Source organism: Flavobacterium ammoniigenes (assembly GCF_020886055.1).
Lineage (GTDB): Bacteria > Bacteroidota > Bacteroidia > Flavobacteriales > Flavobacteriaceae > Flavobacterium > Flavobacterium ammoniigenes.
On the sequence record NZ_AP025184.1, the window covers coordinates 621,229 to 644,403 of the forward strand.

Consider the following 23,175-nt stretch of genomic DNA (forward strand, 5'->3'; position numbering starts at 1 on the left):
ATTAGTTCAGTTTTACGTCACCTAATAGTTGGTCAACTAATTTAGTTTGAGATTCTTTGTTAGACAATTCGTCTTTCAATATTTTTTCTGCAATACTTAATGACAAAGTAGCAACTTGTGATTTCAAATCAGCCATAGCTGCATTTTTTTCACTTTCGATAGCTGCTTTAGCTTGGTCAATCATTTTTTGACCTTGCTCTTGTGCTTCGTTTTTAGCATCGGCAACCATTTTCTCTTTCATTTCACGAGCATCTTTCAACATCGCGTCACGTTCAGCTCTTGCTTCTTGAAGAATACGTTGGTTATCTGCTTGCAAGTTTTGCATTTCATTACGCGCGCTTTCAGCTGATTCCAAAGCATTTTTAATCCCTTGTTCTCTTTCGTTTACCGCATCCAAAATGGGTTTCCAAGCGAATTTTTTTAATAAGAATATTAATCCAACAAAGATGACTACTTGCCAAATAAATAAACCAAACGAAAAATCATTAATTAACTTCTCCATTATATGTAATTATAAAATTGTAAACTTTTTTTTAATTGCGTGGCGCAATTGTATCTGTTTTAATTTTTAAAAACAATAGTTACAACCAACCGTTGTAACTACTGTTTTGTGTTTTAATTAAGCAGCGAATAACGCAGCGAAACCAATACCTTCAATAAGTGCAGCTGCGATAAGCATAGCTGTTTGGATTTTTCCTGAAGCTTCTGGTTGACGTGCAATTGCGTCCATTGCTGAACCACCAATTTTACCAATACCTAAACCTGCTCCGATTACAATTAATCCTGCTCCTACAATAGTTGGAATTTGCATAATATATATATTAAAAATTAAACATTCAATTTAAGGCATTTGGCAAAAGCCAATAGCCGTTTTTAATGGTGCTCAGCCCCTTCGTGGTGATGCTCTTCATTTCCAGCACCAAAATACAAAGCCGACAACATCGTGAAAATATACGCTTGTAAAAACGCTACTAATATTTCTAGGATAGAAAGTGCAAATGCCAATCCAAATGACAAGGTACTTCCAATCCAACTTTTAAAAATAAACATCAATCCAATGATACTCATTAATACTACGTGTCCAGCCAAAATGTTAGCATACAAACGAATCATTAATGAAAATGGCTTGATAACTGTTCCTAACAATTCAATTGGAGCTAAAATAAATTTCATTGGTGTTGGCACGCCTGGCATCCAGAAAATGTGTGCCCAATAATTTTTATTAGCAGAGAAAGTAGTAATCAAATACGTCAATAAAGCTAACGAAGCTGTAATAGCAATGTTACCTGTTACGTTAAATCCTAGTGGTGTTAATCCTAAAATATTCAAGAAAAACACAAAGAAAAAAATGGTAAGCAAATAGCTCATGTATTTTTTGTAGTTTTTCTCTCCAATGTTTGGAATCGCAATTTCGTCTCTTACGTACAAAACCAACGGCTCAAAGAAACGTCCTGCTCCTGAGGCAATTCCACCGTTTTTAGCATATGATTTTGCCAAACGGCTAAACAAGAAAAACATTAACAACGCCACAAACAAGATTCCAACAACACTTTTTGTAATTGATAAATCTAAGGGCTGAACATTCGTTGGATGACCTGATTTTTCATCTTCAGTTAATTTTCCTGAAGCATCCGTTTTATATATTTTTTCGTGGTGAATTACGTAATAGTTCCCATTGTGTTCCGCTACTTTTTCACCGTGGTGAAATTCACCAGAAGAAAAAACTTGCAATCCATTATCCCATAAAATAATTGGTAATGAGAAACCGTTGTGCTCGCCAGATTCTTTATCTGCGTTAAAAGTAAAGTCGTGAGCGTCAAGTAAGTGGTGATTAATAAACTCTTTTATTTCTGATTTTACATCTGTAGATTCTGTTGGAGTTGCTTCTTTTTTTTCAGTTGGGTTAGCAAAGCTTACAAAAGGAAGAATAGCTACTAAAGCTACCAGTATAAATTTAAGTGGTTTGTTTGAAATCACCATAACAGTTAAATATCTTCGTTTATTTTGGTTTCTAAAATTTAGGTGCAAAGGTACATTTTTTATTAATATTCAAAAGAATATAAAAATTATTTTTCGTCTAAATCGTCACTTCTAAAGGTCATTTATTGTTTTTCGTTTAATATGCGTATCGTAACTAGGGTTTCAATTGCCAAAAAGACAATAAATAGCATAAAAAAATTGATTTTTTCAATTCCAGAAGTCGACGATATGCTTTTCAAAATAGGGCGGACAAATACGAAACAAGTCATCATTTTTACAGTCGTAACTATTAAAAAAGACATCCCAACCAAATCAAAATTTTGAGAACGAACTTGGAACAAAACTACCCTAAGAACTATAGAAAATATTCCGAAAAAAAGATATAAACTCAAGAGCGAATAGGAAAAATCTTTTGTAGAAATTTCCATTAATTCAAATAAATACTGATGAACAAAATAGGAAAACGTCACTAAAGCTATCCATAGTGCTAGTCCTTTCTTTTGTTGTTGTGTGGGGGGAAAAAATTGAAAGCTCAATGGGAATCGGATTTATTGATTTCATTTACTTGACGGATCGTATTGTATAAGGCTAAAAAAACGCCGACTAACAAAACTATTTTGTGATAATAAAAAATAGTATTGGGATGTTTATCATCTAACCAACTGCCCAGATAGGAAAACAAAAAAATAATAACCCCCATTTGAATAGGAATATTAATTAGGGCTAACCATTTATTGAATGGTTTCTTGTTGTTTTTATTCTCCATTTGACGTGGTAGGTGGAATCGTTTTCATGGTGCAGGTTGCGCTAAAATCAGCGCCGGGTTCTACAGATAGCTTTCCAATCGTGACTTCGCCATAAATAGTAGCTGTGGCTTTTACATTAAGCAATTCGGCTACCTGTATTTTACCGCTATAACGCCCTTCGATGTCTGCATTTTTGCACAAAATATCTCCAACAACAATTCCGGCAGGCCCAATAACTATTTTCCCTTCACACTGAAAATTACCCGTTAATTCGCCGTCCAATCTAAAATCGGCTACCGAATAAATATTCCCTTTTATTCGGGTACCTTCAACTATTCGGTTCGTTTTTCCTAATAGATCGGTGTAGGATTTTGTTTTTTTATCAAACATAATTTACTGCTTTTTAATGGCTAGATAGCTTTCTAAGTTCTTCTTAATTTGGATCACTTTGTAATTATCGCTCGAAATGATAATTGCCGGTTGGGCAATTGTATATTGTTTATTAATCTTCATAAAGTTGATGATATCATTGGCGTAGGCCTCTGTTTTAATATTATGAAGCACAATAAAGTTTTCTTTGTCGGTGTACACATCATACGAATAGGAGCGTTGTTCTATTTTCTCGTCCTCAATGAAATTTTTGATTTTTTTCTCAAATTCAATCGTCAAAGGATCAGACTGCGCGCCTACTTTAAACAGTATTTTCCAGCTTTTGGCTGTGGTGGTAAAGTCTATTTTTTCCAAAGTAGGTATTTGATTGCTCACAATGTCTTTAGCTTGTTTGCCTTCGTCGGTGTTTGGATATTGCTCGGCAACAGCTTCTAGCGCTTTTTTATAGGCAACCACCCCAAATAATTTCGCTTGGGTATTGGCTCGTAATAATTCTAATTTGGGAAGAATTGCATCGCCAGAAAACTGAATAATTGCAGTGTTTACTTTTGATAAAAGATCGACAAAATGCTCTTCTTGGAAAAGAGCATACAATTGATTGTAGGCTTTCTCAGGACTATCAATACTCAAATTATCGATCCCGGTATTATTAATTATTTGCGCGTATCGAGAAGTTGGAAACTCAGAAACTATTCGATTTTTCATTGCCGCTGCTTTTGTAGCATCTGTAATTTGGTAAATTTTATACAAGTTGTACAAGGTTGGTAAAATCAATTTTTCTGCGGGTTGTTGTTCCAATATCTTTTCTAATTTGGCTGTTGCCAAAGCGTATTCTTTGAACTTTTCTTTATAAATGATTCCCAGTTGATAATACGCAAAATTGCGTTCCTGATTAATGCTGTCGATTACTTTTTGGTCTGTCGGAATTTGATTCAAATAATAGGCAATTGCATATTTATCATTCGTTTTTTCGGCTGTTTTTTGATTGGTATCAGCTCCAACAACTAAGTTGTCTGTCGTTGCTGAAATGCCTATGTCTCCTGTAGTGGTTGTAATTCTCCAATATCCATTCGGATTGCGTTTTCCCCAATTTTTCTTAAATTCCAATTGACCAAAAGCGGCTGTAGTGGGGGTATAAAAATAAAACGAAGAAGCGGAATTTCCAGTATTTAATTTTGGGAGATTACGAACCGGAACATTCGGTTTTAATAATGTTTGCCCCGCAGGATTACTATTCCCCGATTGTTGAAAATTAGCTATCGCTTCTTGTTGTTTTTGGGCCAATAGCTTTTGTTTTTCTTCTGCTTTTTTAAGCGATTCGATATGATTGCCAAAATACACAATGCGTTCCGAATCAGAAAGTGCAACTACTTTTAAAATGCTGTCGGTAGTGTGTGCTAATGCATCGTACTTGATCACATCGTCCAAATTTTTTCTCAATTTTTCGATTTGGACAAACTCTCTGGTATTCTTGTCTAGCTTGACTAATGTGCTGTCGTAATATTTGGCCGCCAAAGGAAATTCGGCGCTTTTGAAATACATATTGCCTAAATTTCTATAATTAGAAACCGCCAAATAGGTATTGTCCTTAATTAGTTTTAAAGAACGGGTGTAATTTTTTAAAGCCAATTCTGGATCGTTACTTTTGTCATAATACAAACCTATTTGATGGTAAATCAAATCCAAAAAAGGTCGGTTTTCACGATTTTCAACCAATTGGGTAAACATTTTTGTCAATTGCGTCCTGTCGCCATTTTGAAAATCAAACAGTTGTGCCTTTTTGGCGTAGGCCTGAATCACATATTCTCTATCTGCTTTTCGACGCATGTCAATTACAGATTGGAAACTCAATAGCGCACTGTCTCTTTTGCCTAATTCCTCGTACAACTGTCCCAAAATGAAGCGGTAACGTGCTTTTTCCGTGTTGATTAAAGTTAACTCTTGTGCCATTTTTAATTTGGCCACCGCACTGTCTTTTTCTTCCAAATTCAAAAAGGCTTCAGCCAAAACAGCGTAGGCATTAGCCACATATTCGTCTTTCAATTTAAAGTCCTTAAGCAGTTTAGATAAATTTTTGATCACCAAAGCATCATTGCCCAATCGCATATTCGTTTTTTCGCGCCAAATCTTTGCTTCGTATATTTTATCGCTATTGGGGTGTTTGTACAAAATATAATTGAATGCATCCAATGCGGGCACAAAACGCTGACCATAATAACGAGCCTTTCCAAGCATTAAGTAGGCTTCGTCAGTTTGTTGATTGCGTTCTCTACCGCCTATATTCATGGAATGTTTTTGAATGGCTTTAGTTGCTTTTGTTTCGGCCAAATCAAAATTGGGGTTCTTAATTGTGTCGTTCAATGAACCGTCTGACAATTCCATTTTTTCTACCGGCAAACGCTTCCAAAAATTGTTTTTGCTTTTTTGATTTATATCCTTAACCCCTTTGTCAAAACCAATCCCTCCATTGTATAAAATATTGTTTTGAGTGGTTAAGGCATGGTATTTTCGAGATACAAACGAATCCTTCTTGGTAGAACAAGCCACCAAAACCAATAGGGTAATAAAACTAAGTGTAAATTGAGAGCAGTTGGTTTTCAATTGGAAACGATTTATAGCATAAACTTCTATACGCCAGTTTTAGTATATAGTTGGGTAAAATTAAGATTATTCTTTGAAACTGAAATTGATTTTATAATTTGATTTTTATAATTACTATTACAAACCTGATTATTATCATTTTCTAAAAACACCCTAGTTTAGTATATTTGCCAAAAATTACAATTATGTCTTCCTTTTTAAAATTAATTATTAAAGAAGTAAAACGCGAAACCAAAGACGCTGTTTCCATTCTTTTTTCAGTCCCAGAAGAATTACAATCCCAATATACTTTTATTGCCGGTCAATACATTAACCTGAAATTGACATTGGATAATCAAGAAATCCGTCGCGCCTATTCGATTTGTTCAGCACCTCATAGTGGCGAATTACGCATTGCGGTAAAAGCGGTTTCTAACGGGCTTTTTTCGCAGTTTGCCAATACCAAGCTCAAAGCAGGTGATGTCCTTGAAGTAGGAAAACCAGAAGGAAAATTCACCTTTGAACCTCAGGCTGATCGCCAACGCAATTATGCTGCTTTTGTGGCCGGTAGCGGTATTACTCCTGCTCTTTCTATTTTGAAATCGGTTTTGCAAAACGAACCAAAAAGCACTTTTGTTTTGGTATACGGAAACAAATCGCCAGAAGACACTATTTTCCACCAAGAATTACAGGATTTACAATCGCAATTTGTTGGACGATTATTTGTTCAATATGTGTATAGCCAAGCGAAAGCAGACGGAGCTTTGTCTGGACGTATAGACAAAACTACCGTGAATTATATCTTGAAAGAAAAACACGCGAGTTTGGATTTTGACAAGTTCTATTTGTGTGGACCTGAAGAAATGATCAACACCGTTTCTGATGCTTTGAAAGAAAAAAATGTTAAAGAATCGGATATCAAGTTTGAATTATTTTCTAGTTCCACTAAAGAAAACACTATCGAACAATCCTTAGATGGACATGCTCAAATTACCGTAATGGTAGATGATGAGGAAACTACTTTTGAAATGTCGGCAAAACAAACCATCTTGGATGCTGCTTTAAAACAAGGTATTGATGCTCCGTATTCTTGTCAAGGCGGAATTTGCAGTAGTTGTTTAGCGCGCGTTACTGAAGGAACTGCCGAAATGACTAAGAACTCTATTCTTTCCGAAAAAGAAGTGGCTGACGGACTGATATTGACTTGTCAAGCGCATCCTACTTCGGCTACAATTCGAGTAGATTTTGATGATGTTTAATTTTTGCCGCAAAGGCACAAAGTCGCAAAGTTTACAATTGATATATAAAAAAACGAGAAGTGATTGCTTCTCGTTTTTTATTTTTTACTCCTAAGAACATCTTCCATTCGAGCCACCACTTGCTCCGGAAGAATGGTTCGCATGGCGTTTTCATATCCCGCTACTCTTTTATTCCCGTACACCGAAGTAGGTAGGTTTGGGTATTGGTTTCTGTCGGAAACCAAAGCGTTGTCTAACGATTGATTAAACGGTAAAAATCCGGCAAACGGATGAGTAGCGCCCCAAAGTGTCACCACCGGAATACCCAAAATGGCGGCAATATGTCCGTTGCCCGAATCCATGGATAGCATCACGTCTAGATTACTGATCAAATTTAATTCTTCTTGAAACGGTATCTTTCCCGCCATATTCAAAACATTCGTTTTGTTTCCAACGAGTGACTGCAATTGTTCTTTTTCTTTTTGGCCGCCGCCAAAGAGGAAAATAGTGCTGTTTTTATGGCTTGCCAATGCGTCAATTACTTCCTGCATTAAATCTAGCGGATACACTTTAGAATCGTATTGGGCAAAAGGCGCAATCCCAATTACCGTATTGGATTGAGACACAATGGTAGCTAATTCAGATTGGGAAATTTTTGCTTTTTCAGGAAATTGAGGTCGAGACAAATCGATTGGAAACCCCAAGGCTTCAAAAACCAATTGGTGTCTATCAAACATGGTGGTTAAGGGTTGGAAAATTTTATTTTCAACACGTGTTAGTGCTTTTTTCTCAGCGCGTCCTTTGTCTACAAAAGCTGTTTTTTTACCGCTTAAAGAGAATAAAGTGCGAAGTACTTTGGAACGCAACACATTGTGTAAATCGGCAAAAGCATCGATATTAAAAGATTTCAAATCTTGAAACAAACGCCACAATCCTACAATTCCTTTGTGACGTTCTTTTTCGTCAAAATGAAAAAAATGAAGATTCGGAATTCCATTATAAAAAGGCTGGAAAAACGAACGTGAAATTACTGTTATTTTTAGCTCGGGATATTGGTTTGCCAACGCCCTTACAACAGGAACCGTCATGGCGACATCTCCCATTGCGGAAAGTCTTATGACGGCTATATGTTGAATTTTGTGTGACAAATTATTGTCTGTAGATTACTTTTTGTTTTGGTAAAGCACCGGATTCAAATCATCATCATTGTACATTTTCATTTGTTTGTACACTTTCATGAATTTATTTCCGTTTTCGATATCCGCCAACAAATCGTCAATGGCTGTCGACAAATCCGTTCTTTGTTCCAATAAAATATTGAGTTTTTCTTGGCATTTGTCTTTGTGTTCTTGCGATGCATCGGGACGACTTACCTCCTCTTGCATATGGTAAATTTTCAGTGCCAAAATAGACAAACGGTCAAAAGCCCAAGCGGGACTTTCAGAGTTGATTTTAGCTTCTGGTTTGGCATTTACATGACTGTATTTTTGAAGAAAATAACTGTCAATGTATTCCACCATATCGGTGCGTTCCTGATTCGAAGCGTCAATTCGTCTTTTCAAAGTCAAAGCCGCCACGGGATCAATATTCGGGTCGCGAATAATATCTTCAAAATGCCATTGCACCGTATCGATCCAATTTTTTAGGTACAATAAATGTTCGAATTGGTCCTTAGGAAAAGGATTATTGATGGGTTGGTCCACGTTATCAAATTGATGATAATCTTGGATACTTTTTTCGAATACAGAATAGGCTAATTTTGAAAACATCTCTTAGTAAATTGAAAGACAAAGATACTTTTTTATACATTTATAGGATGGAAAAACGATTAAAGTTTTGCCTAAATACTCAAAATTGAAAGTATGCAAATTCATCATCTGTCGGAAAATAATAGTGTTCTAAATCATTTCTTGGGTCAAATTCGCGATGTCAATATCCACAACGATAGCCTCCGTTTTAGAAAAAACATGGAGCGCATTGGTGAAATTATGGCCTATGAACTGAGTAAAAATTTGGACTATCAAGCAGTTGTAATTCCAACTCCGTTAGGAACAAAAGCAACGCAGTATATAAAAAATTCATTGGTGATTTGCTCAATTCTTAGGGCAGGTTTAACACTACACAATGGGTTCTTAAACTATTTTGACGCTGCCGAAAACGGATTTATTTCGGCTTACCGCCACCATCCTAATAACGATGATTTTTTCGAAATCATAGTACAGTACCAAGCGGTTGCAGATATTACTAATAAAACGGTTGTAATTGTAGATCCAATGTTGGCTACTGGCCAATCTATAGTAGCCGTATTTAAACAATTAATGGAAAGAGGCGCTCCTGCTATAATTCATATAGCAGTCGTGATTGCCGCGCCTGAAGGAATTGCACATTTAGAAGCGGAACTCCCTGATAATTGCCATCTTTGGATTGCTTCAATAGACGATCATCTCAACGAACACAGCTATATTGTCCCTGGATTAGGAGATGCAGGGGATTTGGCATACGGTATAAAATTATAATTGGCCCACAAAGGAAAATAAGCTACACAGCAGTACTAATCCAAACGCTATTTCTTGCTTGAATCTGGTTTGAGAATACTCAAGGTGCGCGCTTGCTAAAATGGCCAAAGGAGCGATAGTAAACACTAAAAAATCACTGCTTTTATTTGCAGAAAGCACAAAAACAATGACACCAATAAAAAAGGAAGCGACCATTTTTTTATAGGAAGTTTGTGTCATTGATGGACGATGCGATAACGAAATAAACATCGAAAACACAAAAAACAAGGCGACCGAAACATAAATTGAAAAGGCTAGGTTTTGATTGGAATTCGCAAAATAATCAAGTGCTAGATCTACTTGCGTGCTTTTATTTAAATATTCCAAAGTATTGATTCCGAAAAAAGAAGTGAAAAACGCAAACAAAATTCCTACGGCAAATAAGGCAACAAAAGGCAAAACCCAATTCGTATAATCTCTTGAAACCAATAAAATAATCGAAATAAAAACTAATATCAAGAACAAAATGGCCCAAAAATGAAAAAGCGATGCTAAAATGATCCACAAAGAAGCATCAAATATTTTTTCTTTAGAGGCTTTCATGGACTGCAACGAAATCAAACGGCGCAGGGCTAATAAAACAAAAAAATTAGCCAACAAAATATTTAAATTGTTCAAAATAGAAGGGAAAAACAACAAAAGTAAGATGAAAAAAACCGCAGTATAACTGCTGTCTTTAGTCAATCCATTGCGTTTTCCAATAAAACTTGTCAAGAAAACAGAAGCTAAAATAACTAGAAAAGTAAATCCTTTTTTTAGCAGTAAAACAACCGATGACATCCAAGAAGTATCTTGAATTTGGTAGATAAAAAAGAAAAACAACACTAAAAATACAATTAAAGCATAATTTAATGGTGTAGATTTTTTAAAAACACTTGCAATCATAAGGATATTTTATACTTTTGTCTCGGTAAATATACTACTTGTTTAAAACAAGTTCAAAAAAGATTCGTTTTCAAAATAGCTTTCTTTTTAAAGTACTTACTCAAACGCTAAATAAAACTATAATTTTATATCATTATGAAATCATTTTTCGAAGGAATTCAATTTTTATTTGTAGATGTGTTATTTGCTCCACTTGATTTTTTAAGATCTTTAGAGTTGTCTTCATGGACTGCTGCTAATGCAATCAACTGGATCTTTATGATCGTTTGTGCTGCTGCTATTGTTTATTGGATCAAACAATTACAAATTTTTGACGAAGCAGGTACAGAAAATCAAGATACTACTGCACATTCATTCTTGAAATAATAAAAAAAATATTGGAAACTACTTTAAGTCGTTTCCAATATCTCTTCTAAAATACATCTTATCAAATTGAAGCTTAGCGATATTTTGGTAAGATTTTTTTATGGCTTCTTCAAAGTTATCGCCATACGAAGTCACGGTTAATACACGTCCTCCATTGGATACCACTTGATTGTTTTCTAATTTCGTTCCTGCGTGAAACACAATCGAATCGGTTATATTTTCTAGTCCTGTAATGACTTTTCCTTTTTCAAATTCTTCTGGATAACCTCCTGAAACTACCATAATCGTTGTAGCGCTTCTTTGGTCAACTTCTAACGCAATTTGGTCTAGCTTTTCATTGGCTACCGCCAAAAATAATTCGACTAAATCGGTTTTCAATCTTGGAATGACCACTTCAGTTTCTGGATCGCCCATTCGCACATTGTATTCAATCACGATAGGCTCTCCCTTTACATTGATTAACCCAATAAAAACGAATCCTTTGTACGGAATCCCGTCTTTTTGAAATCCGTTAATAGTTGGTTTTACAATGCGGCTTTCGATTTTTTCCATCAAAATGGCGTCAACATAAGGAACCGGAGAAACTGCTCCCATACCGCCTGTGTTTAGGCCGGTGTCGCCTTCGCCAATACGTTTGTAATCTTTGGCTGTTGGTAAAATTTTATAGCTCTTCCCGTCGGTCAAAACGAAACAACTCAATTCAATTCCGTCTAAGAATTCTTCGATTACTACTTTGGCGCTAGCAGATCCAAATTTTTGGTGCACCAACATATTGCGCAATTCTTCTTTGGCTTCTGCCAAATCTTGAATAATTAACACGCCTTTTCCGGCAGCCAAACCATCTGCTTTCAATACATACGGAGGTTGTAGTGTTTCTAAAAATTGGCAACCTTGTTCCACTGTTTCGGCAGTAAAACTATCGTAAGCGGCTGTTGGGATATTGTGCCTGAATAAGAATTCTTTAGCAAATTCTTTACTTCCTTCTAATTGTGCACCAATAGTTGAGGGCCCAATTACAGGTATCTCTTTTAAGTCGGCATCGTTCAAGAAGAAATCATAAATTCCTTTTACCAATGGATCTTCTGGACCAACCACAACCATTTCCACTTTTTCTTTCAAGACAAAGTCTTTGATAGCAGGAAAATCAGTTGGGTTGATGTTTATATTATTGGCTATTGCTGCAGTTCCCGCATTTCCGGGTGCTACAAAAAGGGTGTCGCAAAGCGGACTTTGAATCATTTTCCATGCAAATGCATGTTCTCTTCCGCCTGAACCCAATAGTAAAATAGTCATGTTGTAGTTGTATTAGTTGTGGTGCAAAAATAATGGCTTTTGAACGGAAATTATAATTAATTTTTAAAAATTATTCTTGTTCGAAAAGCCAAATCAATAGTTATTTAATATAATTCGAAAAATCTTTGTGTTCCTCTTTTGACAATTCTTCCGGAGAAAGGGATTTGAAATACTCATAGGTAATTTTCATTCCTTCGGCACGGCCCACTTTGGCTTCCCATCCTAATAATTCTTTGGCTTTGCTAATGTCGGGTTGACGCTGTAAAGGATCGTTTATGGGCAGCGGATGATACACCACTTTTTGATTGGTGCCTGTTAATTTGATGATTTCTTCAGCGAAATCCTTGATGGTAATTTCGTCTGGATTTCCAATATTCACCGGATACACATAGTCAGAATGCAAGAGTCTGTAAATTCCTTCCACCTGATCGTCCACATAACAAAACGAACGCGTTTGCATCCCGTCGCCAAAAATGGTTAAATCCTCTCCGCGGATGGCTTGCCCTATAAAAGCCGGGATTACGCGTCCGTCGTTGAGGCGCATTCTTGGTCCGTAAGTGTTAAAAATTCGAACAATTCGAGTTTCTACACCATGAAAAGTATGGTACGCCATAGTAATCGATTCTTGGAAACGTTTGGCTTCGTCATACACGCCTCTTGGACCTATTGTATTTACGTTGCCGTAGTATTCTTCGGTTTGTGGGTGCACCAAAGGATCGCCATAGACTTCAGAAGTCGAAGCAATTAATATGCGTGCTTTTTTTACGCGTGCCAATCCCAACAAATTATGAGTGCCAAGCGAACCTACTTTTAAGGTTTGAATTGGAATTTTCAAATAATCGATTGGACTTGCTGGCGAAGCAAAATGCAAAATATAATCTAACTTTCCTGGAACGTGAACAAATTTAGTAATGTCATGGTGGTAGAATTCGAAGTTTTCAAGCTTGAATAAATGCTCGATATTTTTCAAATCGCCCGTAATCAAATTGTCCATCCCGATAACAAAATAGCCTTCTTTGATAAATCGGTCACAAAGATGCGACCCTAAAAATCCCGCCGCTCCTGTTATCAATATTCGTTTCATAGTAAATTGGTATTGCCTTATTTTACATTAAAAATTTGTTCCAAAATTTTGATCGTAATCAAATAAGTTGGTTTTACTCCTGTAGTCCCTAAACCTCCTGAAGCCAATGTGCTTCCGGTTTCTAGTGGATTATCTGAAGCATAATAAGCATAGCGCACTTTGATGTCTTTGGGTACGCTTTTTCTAATTCTCGAAGCCGATTGAATGGCTTTTTGATAATAGGCGCCTTCCATTTCTAATCCGATGGCTCTCCAAGTCGATTCGTGGAAAAATTGCAACAAATCCCTGTTTTGCAATGAGGTCCCCAAAACCGTGACCATGGGTCCTGCAAAAACAGCAATGTCATTGCCTTCAAACATATCGGCAGTTAATTCATTTTCAAAAAAGTAATTATCTGCCGTTCCTTCATTGATATGGGCATTCGGAATCATAATATCTCCCTTGCCTCCTTCTAAAATTCCGGCCTTTCCCATAATTGAAATCGACTGGGCGTTCAAGAAGGTATCTTTTTTGTACGGTTTGAACAACTCGTCTATCGTTTCGTAGGCTTGCTCGCCAAAGGCGTAATCCATAACAATTATTACGGGTTTTTCTTCGCCTAAATCAGCTTTTGGGAAAGATGTTTTGCTCCAATCTATTTTAGCCGTGTCAAAAATTTGTACATCGATATTCGTTCCTGAAGTGTCGGGTAGCGAAATCATCCCTTGTTTCAAGGCAATCGCTTCGACTAGATCGCGAACTTCATTCGCACCTGATTTACTTAATTCCTCATAAATAAAGAAATCGGTTTGGTTTTTGAATTTCGTTTTCAGGGCAGGAACCGCAAAAATAGAGTTCATCACCGAGTGCATATTGGCACTAATCACGTGGATAGGTCTGCCTAATAAATTGTTTTCTTTTAAAACTTCTTTGATATTGGTCGCCCAAATCTCTCCATGAATATGGTGTCCCAAACGCTCTCTCAACACTGGGCTGAACGTAATGGTGCGTTTGTTATTTTCAACCATTTCTTCGATGGCTAATTTTCCTAACCAATAAATAACGTGTAAAAATCGATCTGGAGTTGTCGCTGAGCCAAAGGCATCATAGATGTCTAAAATTTCTTCAAAAGTTCTGCCCAAAATATTAGCAGTATGAGAAATCGCTTTTTCTTTCTCTACTTGAGTTAGTTTTTTATTGTGCTGAACGGCAATTTCTAATTTTTTCCAATCGTGTGATACCTCTCCTGCTTCGTCCAACAACACTCTGTTTTTGATCTTGTGCGATTCAATAAAAATGAAAGTCAGGTGGGTCAAAATATCATAAATATCGGAACGACCACGAGTAATCACTACGTTCATTTGGTCTTCGTCAATACGATAGCAATTACGGCGTCTTTTGGGAGGAACAATCGCTTTGAAGTGCGATTTTGCATAACCTTCTTCTGAAGTCAGGTTGATGAATCGGCATTCTTCGATTCCAATTGGGAGGCGTTCAATAACGTACAAGAGTCCGTTAAGTTCTACTTTTTCATCGGCAATGTTTCCGTAAATTTCTGGGCGTAAAGCTAATAAAGCTTCTCGTAAAGTGTCTCCAGAAACTCCCATCGGCTTGTAAAAACCGCGGTTGAATAAATGCCTCATGGTAATGTACAGTCGTTCAATAGCTGCTGACGACTCTTGCGCTCGTGAGCGCGAAATGTTTTTAGTATCCATACTTTTCTATTATTTAACCCGCAAAGATACTAGATTTATTTTGGGTTTAGCGCATCGGCTATTTTTCTATCGTTTGACAGTCGCGGGATTTTGTTCTGCCCTCCTAATTTCCCGATCGATTTCATATAGTCTTGAAAACCGTTTTTTGAGACGTTGGTAATTACCAATGGCCGCAAAACATTCCCCACAATTAAATCGTCATAATAGACATTTTGCTTGCGCATCGCATCGTCAATTTGTAATGCAAATACAGCTAAATTATCGGGGGCGTTTTCAAATTCAATTAGCCATTCATGGTAAGGCAATCCTTCGGTTGGGTTAATTTGAGGCGCGACTGTAAATTCATTAACGCGAATTGATGTCCCTTCCATAGCTTCTTGCAAAGCGCTTTCTACCTCTTTGCCAATCACATGTTCGCCAAAAGCGGAAATATAATGTTTGATTCGGCCCGAAACCACTACTCGATAAGGTGCTAAACTGGTAAATTGAACCGTGTCGCCAATATTATAACCCCAAAGGCCCGCATTAGTTGATAGAATTAAAACGTAATTCACCCCCAATTCGACTTCGCCAATGGTATAACGACGAGGGTTTTCGGCAGAAAATTCCTCGCTCTTAATAAATTCATAGAAAATTCCGGAATTCAATAACAACAACATGCCTTTCTCTTTTTGGGAATCTTGGTAGGCAAAAAACCCTTCAGAAGCAGGGAAAAGTTCAATTGAATCGACTTTTCGACCTATTAAATTTTCAAATTTAGCACGGTACGGTTCGTAATTGACCCCGCCATAAATAAACAAATTGAAATTGGGGAAAATGTCTCCAACAGGCTTATTGGCTTTTTGTTGTAGTTTTTCGAAATACATTTGAACCCAAGACGGAATTCCAGAAATGACCGACATGTTTTCGTTGAATGTTTCTTCCACAATAGCGTTGACTTTGGTTTCCCAATCTTCAATACAATTGGTTTCCCATGAAGGCATGCGGTTTTTTTGTAAATATTTTGGAACAAAATGCGCTACAATTCCTGACAAACGGCCAAGATTAATTCCGTTTTTTTCTTCCAAAATCGGGCTGCCTTGCAAGAAAATCATTTTACCATCTACAAAATCAGCCTTGCCTGTTTCGTGAATGTAATGTAAAATAGCATTACGAGCTGCCTCGATATGATACGGCATGGATTCCTTGGTCAGCGGAATGTATTTGGCTCCCGAGGTAGTTCCTGAAGTTTTAGCAAAATACAACGGTTTGCCTTTCCAAAGTACGTTCTCCTCGCCTTTCACCACGCGATCAACATAGGGTTTTAATTGTTCGTAATCACGAACAGGAACTTGTTGAGCAAAATCAGACGGAGTTTGTATTTGTTCAAAATGATGGTCTTTTCCAAATTGCGTGTTTTTCGCTTGACGAATTAATTCTTGGAAAACTTTGTTTTGGGTCGCAACTGAATTAGATGACCAGGCTTTGGTTTTTTTGACTACTTGACTTGCAAATAACCGGGCTGCAATTGATTTTATAGACATGGAACGGGATTTATTTTTTCTTTTGTGAAGATTGTTCCTCTTCTTTATTTACTTGTTTTCGCAATTCTAATTCTTCTTTTGAGGCCGACAAATCACCCTCTATTTGGTTTTTTTCTACAGAAGATAGGATCGAATCTTTATTGAATTTGGCAAATTCTAATTCGCCCGTCAATACTTTTTTTAGCGATTTGATATAGGCTTCATTGTATTCTATTGCCCGTGTTAATGAATCCGATTTTAAAGCAAGTTCTGTAGCGGCTATTTTTAGTTTAGAAGAGGAATAGCCGGGAATAAACTCGCGTAATGGAGTAAAAGCGATGATAAAAGTAGTAACAAAAATGATGAAAATAGCCCCTAAACCCAAGACCACAAAAACATTCATCAAGGTCAATTTTAACGAAAAAGTTTCTTCAAAAGTGTCTTCGTTCAAAATAATCAAACGCCTTTTGTTGAACAGATTTTCTTTTAATTGTTGTTTAAAGAGCCTTTTATCAAACATGGATTTTAGTTTATTGAACAAATATAAACAATTAAACGCTTTATGCTATGGCTATAATATGAAGGAACAAATGCTGTTTTGTCTCATTTTAATAGAATTTTAACGCATTTAAAAACAAATAATTCGTGAAAAAAGAATTGCCATTCACTAATTCTATATACATTTGTACTTCATTAAAAAACAAATTTGCTTCGGCATTAAAATAGTAAATCATGGGAAGATTAGGTGTTACAGAAATCCTTGTTATTTTAGCAGTTGTATTATTGCTTTTTGGAGGTAAAAAAATTCCAGAACTTATGAAAGGTTTAGGAAGCGGAATTAAAGAATTTAAAAACGCTGCTAAAGACGATTCATCTGCAAAGAAAGAAGAAGATACTAAAGAGTAATTTTTTAGACATTCTAATAAAAAAACCCAAGTTAATCAACTTGGGTTTTTTTGTTTTTATAATATCATTGTTAATTGAATGCGTTTTCGATCCTCGTCGACCTCAGTCACTTTTACCTCAACATGTTGGTGTAATTTGACTACTTCGTTTACATCGCTTACAAAACCCGCTTTGAGTTGGGAAATATGAACCAAACCACTTTCTTTAATTCCGATATCTACGAAACAACCAAAGTTGGTAATGTTATTCACAATGCCTGGTAAAATCATTCCTGATTTCAAGTCTTTAATCGATTTTACATTCGGGTCAAACTCAAAAACCTTAGCTGATTTTCTAGGGTCTAAACCTGGTTTTTCTAGTTCTTTAATAATGTCTTTCAAAGTTAAAATTCCTATTTCTGGCGTAGTATAATTTTCTGCTTTAATTAAGGCTGTTTTCTCTTTGTTTCCAATTAATTCTTGGACCGAAAGCTTTAAATCTTTGGCTATTTTTTCTACAATGAGATAGGCTTCTGGATGCACTGCCGAATTATCCAACGGATTTTTTCCGTCTTTAATTCGGATAAAGGCCGCGCCTTGTTGGAAGGCTTTTTCGCCCAAGCGAGGCACCTTTTTTAATTGTTTTCGGTCGTTAAACGGGCCGTTTTCGGAACGGTATTGCACAATGTTTTCGGCTAGCTTCTCTCCTATTCCACTCACATAACTCAATAAATGTTTGCTCGCTGTATTGATGTTGATTCCTACCGAGTTTACACAACGAATTACAGTAACATCCAATTCTTCTTTTAATTTATTTTGATCCACGTCGTGTTGGTATTGGCCTACGCCAATGGCTTTTGGGTCAATCTTAACCAGCTCTGCCAAAGGATCACTTAGTCGTCGCCCAATAGAAACCGACCCTCGAACGGTAACATCGTAATTAGGGAATTCTTCGCGGGCGATTTTTGATGCCGAATAGACCGAAGCGCCTGCCTCAGAAACCACAAAAACTTGAACCTCTTTGTCAAAAGCAATTTTTTTGACAAAAAATTCGGTTTCTCGGGAAGCGGTTCCGTTGCCAATAGCTATCGCATCAATTTTATAAGAATTGACCATGGAGCGGATTTTTTTCATCGCCATGGCGTCTTCATTTTGAGGTGCGTGTGGGTAAATCGTTTCGTTGTACAACAGATCGCCTTTTTCGTCCAAACACACTATTTTACATCCCGAACGATAGCCTGGATCAATCGCTAAAATTCGTTTTTCACCCAAAGGCGGTGCAAGTAAAAGCTGACTAAGATTGGTTGCAAAAACCTGAATAGAATTGGCATCGGCTTTAGCCTTAGCTTCTTGTAAGGTTTGGTTCGCAATAGCAGGAAGCAACAAACGTTTGTAACTGTCTTCAATCGCTAGTTGAATGTGGGGCGTGGTATAGTTTTGCGCTTTTAAAACCAATTCGTCAATAATGTCGTAAGCCTCATCGATATCTACCTCTATTTTTAGCTTGACAAAACCTTCGTTTTCGGCTCGCAGCATCGCCATCAATCGGTGCGGGGGAGTTTTGATTAACAATTCTGACCAGTCGAAATATTGTGTGAATTTTTGAGCCGCCTCGTCGTCTTTTTTGGTTTTAACCACCTTAGTGGTAATCGTAGCTTGTCGCTGAAACAAGCGTCGCAATTGTTGACGAACATGAATGTTTTCATTAATCCATTCAGCAATAATATCACGTGCGCCTTGCAAGGCAGCTTCTTCGTTGATAACATTTTCATTGATGTACTGTGTCGAAATAAAATCAATGGCGTCGTTTTTTTGTGCGAAAATAATAGTTGCCAAAGCCTCTAGACCATTTTCTCGCGCCACATCGGCCTTGGTTTTTTTCTTCTTTTTAAATGGCAAATACAAATCTTCCAACTCTTGTAAATCGAAACTGTCTTGAAGTTTTTTTGCTAATTCAGGAGAAAGTTGTCCTTGCTCCTCAATGGTTTTAAGAATACTTTCTTTGCGTTTGATTAATTCGTCGTACTGCTTATTGAGTTTGGCAATTTGCTCAATTACCACCTCGTCTAAATTCCCTGTTTGGTCTTTTCGGTACCTAGAAATAAATGGGATGGTGCAATCTTCGTTTAATAGTTGAACCGTTTTTTGAATATTGATCGCCGCAGTCGCTACTGATTTTCCTATGAATTGAATGTTGGTCATGAATAGTAAATATAATACGTCACGAAAATAATATCTTTACCTCAGATATCTACTCTCATGCCGCTTATATATTTTTATTTTTTACTGGTTTCTTTGATTTGTTTCATCTTGATAGGGTTCGACAAAAATGCCGCTCGAAACCGAAAAAGAAGAATTCCTGAAACCACCTTGTTAATATGGTGTTTGTTTGGAGGAAGTATAGGTGGGGGAATTGGAATGTGGGTATTTAAACACAAAACTTCCAAAAGAAGTTTCCTTTGGAAGTTGTATGGTGTTGTTTTATTTCAAATTTTAATAGGGCTAGTGCTCTATTATTATGAAGTTATTCGTGTTTATTGACAAGCGATTTTGTTCACGCGGTTTTGGTGTCTTCCACCTTCAAATTCAGTATTTAAAAACGTTTCAACCATTTCTACTGCTTGCGGAATAGAAGTATAACGAGCCGGAATACTGATCACATTCGCATCATTGTGTAAACGTGCTAAAGCTGCGATTTCTTTCATCCAACACAAAGCGGCACGCACTTTTTGATGTTTGTTTACCGTCATGGCAATTCCGTTTCCGCTTCCACAAATCACGATTCCAAAATCAGCTTTTCCTTCTTCTACATCTTGAGCAACTGGATGCGCCATATCTGGATAATCTACCGCGTCGAAAGAATCGGTTCCGTAATTAATGATTTGGTGTCCTTTTGCTTCAAGCATAGCCACAATTGCTTTTTTATACTCAGGGCCAGCGTGGTCGTTTCCAATAGAAATTTTCATGATTGTTGTATGTTAAATTCGTGTTCAAAAATAAGGAAAGATTTTGAGTTAGAATTCATAAATAGTGTGGTTTCTTTGTTTCTTTTTAAGGTGAAAAGCTGTTTTAGTAAACAGCATTCTAAATAGCAGTGAAACAACTAGTTGCTAAAAACCATATTTATAATACTTTATAATTTATTTAATAACGTTTGTAATTTAGTATCGAATTTGTTAAAATTTTGAATTGTTAATAGTGATTTGTAATCTGTTGATTTTCAGCTAACATTAAATTAACACATTGTGTTCATAACTCAAGATAGAAAATAAGAACTTTTTGGTAGAGGAAAACAAAAATTATGTAATCCAAAACCGGGTTCAAAAAACCTAATTTAGTTTGTTTAATTTTTAGAAAAGTTATGAATAGAAAAAAGAAGTTTATCAACAGATTTTGAAAAATTAGTTATCTACAAAAAGAATAAATTTTAGGTTATAAACAACTGTTGATTAAAATAAAGAAAGTCTTTATTTTTAAATCATTACCTATAAAAATAGGTGTTGATAACTAAAAATAACTAGGGGTAACTTTATTTCAAATCCTTTTTTAAAAAATTTATAGTAACTATTAACACGCTATAATAACCATTAAAAAATTAATTTTAATTTCCTTTTCTTTTTGTTGTTTTAAATAGATGTTGACAACTTTGAAGTAATTAAAAACTATTTTTATAGAAAAACAGAGGTGAAGTAAAAGTTATATTTTTACTAAATATGAGTTTTAAAAAAGGTAATCTAATTTCTTATTTGTAATTTTAGGCGTTTAAGAAAAAAATTATGGGAAAGCGTTTAAGAAAACCGCTCAAAAAAGAGAAGACCTACTCTGAAAAAATTGTAAAAATACTATCTCAAAATGCTAATAAAGTATATAACTACAAGCAAATAGCAGCTATATTAGATCTAGATGATACACAAAGTAGAAATCAAATTATAAAAGATTTAAAAATTTTAGCCGCTCAAAAAACAATCATTGAATCAGAACCTGGAAAGTATTTAGTAAAAGCGATTAGTCAAGATTATTACGAAGGTAAAATTGATATGACAGGTCGAAAAACTGCTTATTTTGTTTGTCCAGATTTAGAAGAAGATGTTTTTATTCCAACTAATAATTTAAATAGAGCTTTAGATAAAGACACGGTTAAAGTGTATATCTATAACCGAAGAAAAGGACGTCGACCAGAAGGTGAAGTAATTGAAGTTATCGAAAGAAATAAAACCGATTTTGTAGGAGTAATTGATATTCAAAAGAATTTTTCTTTTGTATCAACAGCAAATCCAAAAATGTATACTGATATTTTTATTCCAAAAGATAAAATAGGAGAGGCAGAACAAGGAGATGTGGTTTTGGTTCATATTGAAGATTGGCCTAAAAGAGCTGATAGTCCTTTTGGAAAAGTGATAAAAGTACTAGGAAAACCAGGGGAACATAACACTGAAATTCACGCTATTTTAGCCGAATATGGTTTACCTTCTGAATTTCCTATTGAAGTAGAAACCTATGCTCAAAAAATTGATACAACTATTCAAGCCTCTGAAATAGCAAAGCGTCGCGATATGCGTGATACTTTGACTTTTACCATCGATCCAAAAGATGCAAAAGATTTTGATGATGCGTTGTCTTTCAAAAAGTTAGAAAACGGTAATTATGAAATTGGAATTCATATTGCTGATGTTTCTTTTTATTTAGAAGAAGGAACTATTTTAGATGATGAAGCCTATCAAAGAGCTACTTCTGTCTATTTAGTAGATCGAGTAGTGCCTATGTTACCTGAAGTATTGTCAAATTTTGCTTGTTCTTTACGACCTCAAGAAGAAAAATATACTTTTTCAGCGGTATTTGAAATCAATGAAAAAGCTCAAGTGATGAATCAATGGTTTGGAAGAACAGTTATTTTTTCTGATCAACGTTTTGCTTACGAAGAGGCGCAATATATTATCGAAACTAAAGATAATACTATTCCTCAAGAAATATCTATTACAGGAGAGTCGTATCAAGTTTCAGAACCAATTGTTGATGCTACTTTAAAACTACAAGAATTAGCTAAAATATTACGTAGAAATAGAATGAACGAAGGCGCTATTTCGTTTGATAAAGTAGAAGTAAAATTCAATTTAGATCAAGAAGGAGAACCAGCTGGAGTGTATTTCAAAATATCAAAAGATGCGAATCATTTGATTGAAGAATTCATGTTGCTAGCGAATAGAAAAGTGGCTGAGTTTATTGGTAAACAAAAGAAAACGTTTATTTATCGTATTCACGATGAGCCTAATGAAGATAAATTGATTGCGATGCAAACAGTTATTGCTAAGTTTGGTTATAAAATTGACTTTAGAAACAAAGGAGATATTTCCAAATCATTAAACAATTTATTAACTGAAGTTGTAGGTACTAAAGAGCAAAATCTAATTGATACACTAGCTATTCGTAGTATGAGTAAAGCTAAATATTCTACGGATAATATTGGTCATTACGGACTAGCGTTTGATTATTATTCCCATTTTACTTCTCCTATTCGTAGATATCCTGATGTGATGGTGCATCGTTTGTTGCAATTTTATTTAGATGGAGGAAAATCAGCCGATGAAGAAAGTTATGAAGCGAAATGTTTACACTCATCTACAATGGAAGGTTTAGCTACCAATGCTGAACGGGATTCTATTAAATACATGCAGGTTAAATACATGCAAAACCATCAAGATCAAGAGTTTTTAGGAGTAATTTCAGGAGTAACCGAATGGGGAATTTACGTAGAAATTATCGAAAATAAATGTGAAGGTATGGTCCGAATTAGAGATATTAAAGAGGATTATTATACTTTTGACGAAAAGCAATATGCGTTAGTTGGTGCTACTTCTCATGGTTTATTACAATTAGGAGATGAGATTTATGTCAAAGTAAAAAATGCCGATTTAGTAAAAAAACAATTGGATTTTCACTTTATCAGAAGAAACGAATAAGTCAATTTAAATTACCAATAG

Annotated in this window: 23 protein-coding genes; 6 read left to right on the forward strand and 17 right to left on the reverse strand. The window is 35.7% G+C overall.

Translation table 11 applies throughout. The features are described from left to right. Nucleotide 1: 1 nt before the first annotated feature. From LPC21_RS02745 to porW, 7 genes are all read right to left on the reverse strand, one after another. Nucleotides 2-502, reverse strand: coding sequence for a F0F1 ATP synthase subunit B (locus LPC21_RS02745; protein ID WP_229317980.1), 501 nt, complete (start codon nucleotides 500-502; stop codon nucleotides 2-4). 117 nt (nucleotides 503-619) lie between these two features. Beyond that, the gene (gene atpE / locus LPC21_RS02750; RefSeq protein WP_008255642.1) at nucleotides 620-811 is read right to left on the reverse strand and encodes an ATP synthase F0 subunit C; all 192 of its coding nucleotides are present in this window, start codon (nucleotides 809-811) and stop codon (nucleotides 620-622) included. Between the two features lie 62 nt (nucleotides 812-873). After that, the gene (gene atpB, locus LPC21_RS02755; RefSeq protein ID WP_229317981.1) at nucleotides 874-1,980 is read right to left on the reverse strand and encodes a F0F1 ATP synthase subunit A; all 1,107 of its coding nucleotides are present in this window, start codon (nucleotides 1,978-1,980) and stop codon (nucleotides 874-876) included. A gap of 122 nt (nucleotides 1,981-2,102) precedes the next feature. Beyond that, complete coding sequence (locus tag LPC21_RS10310) at nucleotides 2,103-2,516, reverse strand: DUF6168 family protein (RefSeq protein ID WP_420828059.1); 414 nt, start codon at nucleotides 2,514-2,516, stop codon at nucleotides 2,103-2,105. Then, a complete protein-coding gene (locus tag LPC21_RS02760; protein ID WP_229317982.1) occupies nucleotides 2,513-2,746 on the reverse strand; it encodes an AtpZ/AtpI family protein in 234 nt (77 codons plus the stop codon). Before LPC21_RS02760 ends, LPC21_RS10310 begins: the two co-directional genes overlap by 4 nt. After that, on the reverse strand, nucleotides 2,736-3,116 hold the full coding sequence (locus LPC21_RS02765; protein WP_229317983.1) for a bactofilin family protein: 381 nt from the start codon (nucleotides 3,114-3,116) through the stop codon (nucleotides 2,736-2,738). The genes LPC21_RS02760 and LPC21_RS02765 overlap by 11 nt, the downstream gene beginning before the upstream one ends. Nucleotides 3,117-3,119: 3 nt before the next feature. Then, a complete protein-coding gene (gene porW, locus LPC21_RS02770) occupies nucleotides 3,120-5,717 on the reverse strand; it encodes a type IX secretion system periplasmic lipoprotein PorW/SprE (RefSeq protein ID WP_229317984.1) in 2,598 nt (865 codons plus the stop codon). A gap of 185 nt (nucleotides 5,718-5,902) precedes the next feature. On the opposite strand from porW, the gene LPC21_RS02775 reads away from it, so the two are divergent. Beyond that, a complete protein-coding gene (locus LPC21_RS02775) occupies nucleotides 5,903-6,955 on the forward strand; it encodes a ferredoxin--NADP reductase (protein WP_229317985.1) in 1,053 nt (350 codons plus the stop codon). 77 nt (nucleotides 6,956-7,032) lie between these two features. Here LPC21_RS02775 and LPC21_RS02780 read toward each other — a convergent pair whose 3' ends face one another. Next, on the reverse strand, nucleotides 7,033-8,037 hold the full coding sequence (locus LPC21_RS02780) for a glycosyltransferase family 9 protein (RefSeq protein ID WP_229317986.1): 1,005 nt from the start codon (nucleotides 8,035-8,037) through the stop codon (nucleotides 7,033-7,035). A 60-nt stretch (nucleotides 8,038-8,097) separates the two neighbouring features. Further along, nucleotides 8,098-8,703, reverse strand: coding sequence for a DUF4254 domain-containing protein (locus LPC21_RS02785; protein WP_229317987.1), 606 nt, complete (start codon nucleotides 8,701-8,703; stop codon nucleotides 8,098-8,100). 93 nt (nucleotides 8,704-8,796) lie between these two features. Between LPC21_RS02785 and upp the strand changes: the two genes are divergently transcribed. Further along, nucleotides 8,797-9,450 (forward strand): uracil phosphoribosyltransferase, encoded by a 654-nt coding sequence (upp, locus tag LPC21_RS02790; protein WP_229317988.1) that lies wholly within the window; start codon nucleotides 8,797-8,799, stop codon nucleotides 9,448-9,450. Here the strand turns inward: upp and LPC21_RS02795 are convergent. Next, nucleotides 9,445-10,374 (reverse strand): DUF6427 family protein, encoded by a 930-nt coding sequence (locus tag LPC21_RS02795; protein WP_229317989.1) that lies wholly within the window; start codon nucleotides 10,372-10,374, stop codon nucleotides 9,445-9,447. The genes upp and LPC21_RS02795 overlap by 6 nt on opposite strands. Nucleotides 10,375-10,509: 135 nt before the next feature. Here LPC21_RS02795 and LPC21_RS02800 point away from each other — a divergent pair, with 135 nt between their 5' ends. Next, nucleotides 10,510-10,740 (forward strand): DUF6341 family protein, encoded by a 231-nt coding sequence (locus LPC21_RS02800; RefSeq protein WP_229317990.1) that lies wholly within the window; start codon nucleotides 10,510-10,512, stop codon nucleotides 10,738-10,740. 18 nt (nucleotides 10,741-10,758) lie between these two features. Here the strand turns inward: LPC21_RS02800 and purD are convergent, their stop codons facing one another. From purD to LPC21_RS02825, 5 genes are all read right to left on the reverse strand, one after another. Further along, nucleotides 10,759-12,033, reverse strand: a complete 1,275-nt coding sequence (gene purD / locus LPC21_RS02805; RefSeq protein ID WP_229317991.1) for a phosphoribosylamine--glycine ligase — start codon at nucleotides 12,031-12,033, stop codon at nucleotides 10,759-10,761. 100 nt (nucleotides 12,034-12,133) lie between these two features. Next, on the reverse strand, nucleotides 12,134-13,117 hold the full coding sequence (locus LPC21_RS02810; RefSeq protein ID WP_229317992.1) for a UDP-glucuronic acid decarboxylase family protein: 984 nt from the start codon (nucleotides 13,115-13,117) through the stop codon (nucleotides 12,134-12,136). Between the two features lie 17 nt (nucleotides 13,118-13,134). Beyond that, nucleotides 13,135-14,811, reverse strand: coding sequence for a DUF6909 family protein (locus LPC21_RS02815; RefSeq protein WP_229317993.1), 1,677 nt, complete (start codon nucleotides 14,809-14,811; stop codon nucleotides 13,135-13,137). A gap of 35 nt (nucleotides 14,812-14,846) precedes the next feature. Next, a complete protein-coding gene (locus LPC21_RS02820; protein WP_229317994.1) occupies nucleotides 14,847-16,334 on the reverse strand; it encodes a GH3 auxin-responsive promoter family protein in 1,488 nt (495 codons plus the stop codon). 10 nt (nucleotides 16,335-16,344) lie between these two features. Further along, nucleotides 16,345-16,833 (reverse strand): peptidase, encoded by a 489-nt coding sequence (locus LPC21_RS02825; RefSeq protein WP_229317995.1) that lies wholly within the window; start codon nucleotides 16,831-16,833, stop codon nucleotides 16,345-16,347. 212 nt (nucleotides 16,834-17,045) lie between these two features. Between LPC21_RS02825 and tatA the strand changes: the two genes are divergently transcribed. Beyond that, complete coding sequence (gene tatA / locus LPC21_RS02830) at nucleotides 17,046-17,219, forward strand: twin-arginine translocase TatA/TatE family subunit (RefSeq protein WP_229317996.1); 174 nt, start codon at nucleotides 17,046-17,048, stop codon at nucleotides 17,217-17,219. A 56-nt stretch (nucleotides 17,220-17,275) separates the two neighbouring features. Here the strand turns inward: tatA and LPC21_RS02835 are convergent, their stop codons facing one another. Next, on the reverse strand, nucleotides 17,276-19,399 hold the full coding sequence (locus LPC21_RS02835; RefSeq protein ID WP_229317997.1) for a Tex family protein: 2,124 nt from the start codon (nucleotides 19,397-19,399) through the stop codon (nucleotides 17,276-17,278). A gap of 57 nt (nucleotides 19,400-19,456) precedes the next feature. Between LPC21_RS02835 and LPC21_RS02840 the strand changes: the two genes are divergently transcribed. Beyond that, nucleotides 19,457-19,738 carry a DUF1294 domain-containing protein gene (locus tag LPC21_RS02840; protein WP_229317998.1) on the forward strand — a complete coding sequence of 94 codons (282 nt, stop codon included), beginning with the start codon at nucleotides 19,457-19,459 and terminating at the stop codon, nucleotides 19,736-19,738. Here the strand turns inward: LPC21_RS02840 and rpiB are convergent. Next, nucleotides 19,732-20,163: a ribose 5-phosphate isomerase B gene (rpiB, locus tag LPC21_RS02845; protein WP_229317999.1), complete on the reverse strand. Its 432-nt coding sequence runs from the start codon at nucleotides 20,161-20,163 to the stop codon at nucleotides 19,732-19,734. The two genes, LPC21_RS02840 and rpiB, sit on opposite strands and share 7 nt — an antisense overlap. An 810-nt stretch (nucleotides 20,164-20,973) precedes the next feature. Between rpiB and rnr the strand changes: the two genes are divergently transcribed. Beyond that, entirely contained in the window at nucleotides 20,974-23,154 is a 2,181-nt protein-coding gene (rnr, locus tag LPC21_RS02850) for a ribonuclease R (RefSeq protein WP_229318000.1), read from the forward strand. Nucleotides 23,155-23,175: the final 21 nt, after the last annotated feature.